This is a genomic window from Crystallibacter permensis, assembly GCF_025960875.1.
Lineage (GTDB): Bacteria > Actinomycetota > Actinomycetes > Actinomycetales > Micrococcaceae > Crystallibacter > Crystallibacter permensis.
Window position 1 is genome coordinate 1 of the sequence record NZ_JAODLR010000066.1, and the last position, 1,007, is coordinate 1,007.

The 1,007-nt window shown below is 64.8% G+C and carries 1 protein-coding gene; it reads right to left on the bottom strand.

Annotated features, from left to right (window positions below; genetic code table 11):
* A partial coding sequence (gene hpaD / locus B0G38_RS23185) for a 3,4-dihydroxyphenylacetate 2,3-dioxygenase (RefSeq protein ID WP_264671657.1) occupies nucleotides 1-1,004 on the bottom strand: 1,004 nt, incomplete at its 3' end.
* Nucleotides 1,005-1,007: the final 3 nt, after the last annotated feature.

Sequence of the window (1,007 nt, forward strand, 5' to 3'; positions counted from 1 at the left end):
CCGATGGTCACGGCCATTTCGGAGGCGTCGGTGCGCTGGATGACCGGCTGGGGGTTGCCGTCCAGGTCCAGGACCAGGGAGGCCTCGGTGTACCAGGACGGCACTACCGCATTGCCCCACCAGTCGCGGCGCTGGTTGTCGTGGACATCCCAGGTGACGGTGGGGTTGTCCGGGTCTCCGGTGTAGTAGTCCTGGGTGTAGATCTCGATACGGTGGCCGTCCGGATCCAGAATGTACAGGTAGAACGCGTTGGAGACGCCGTGGCGGCCGGGGCCGCGTTCGATCCGGTCCGAGATGCGCAGGGCGCCCATCTTGTCGCAGATCTGGATGATGTTGTGCTTCTCGTGCGTGGCGAAGGCAACGTGGTGCATGCGCGGGCCGTCGCCGCCGGTGAGGGCGGTGTCGTGGACGGTCTGCTTACGGTGCATCCAGGCCGCGTAGGTGACGCCGTTGGAATCCTTGATGTCTTCGGAGACACGGAAGCCCAGGTCCTCCAGGTACTTACGCCCGCGCGGGACGTCCGGGGTGACCTGGTTGAAGTGGTCCAGGCGGACCAGTTCGCCGGCGCTGTAGAGGTCGTAGCGCTGGGTGAGGCGCTCGACGTGCTCCACGTCGTAGAAGAACTCGTACGGGAAGCCCAGCGGGTCCTCCACGCGGACGGAGTCGCCGATGCCCTTGGAGAAGCCGTCCTTGCGGCGTTCGGTGCGGCAGCCGAGTTCCTTGTAGTAGGCCTCGGCGGCGTCCACTTCGGCCGGGGACTTCACCCGGTAGGCAAACGATGCCACGGCGGCGACCGGGCCCTTGCGCAGCACCAGGTTGTGGTGGATGAACTCCTCGAAGGAGCGCAGGTAGATGGTGTTCTCGTCCTCTTCGGTCATGTGCAGACCGAGAACGTCCACGTAGAACTCGCGGGACTTGGCCAGGTCCGTGACGACCAGATCCATGTACGCGCAGCGGACAATGTCCGGAGCAGGGACGCTGGGCTTGGGAATTTCGTTGCTCATGAT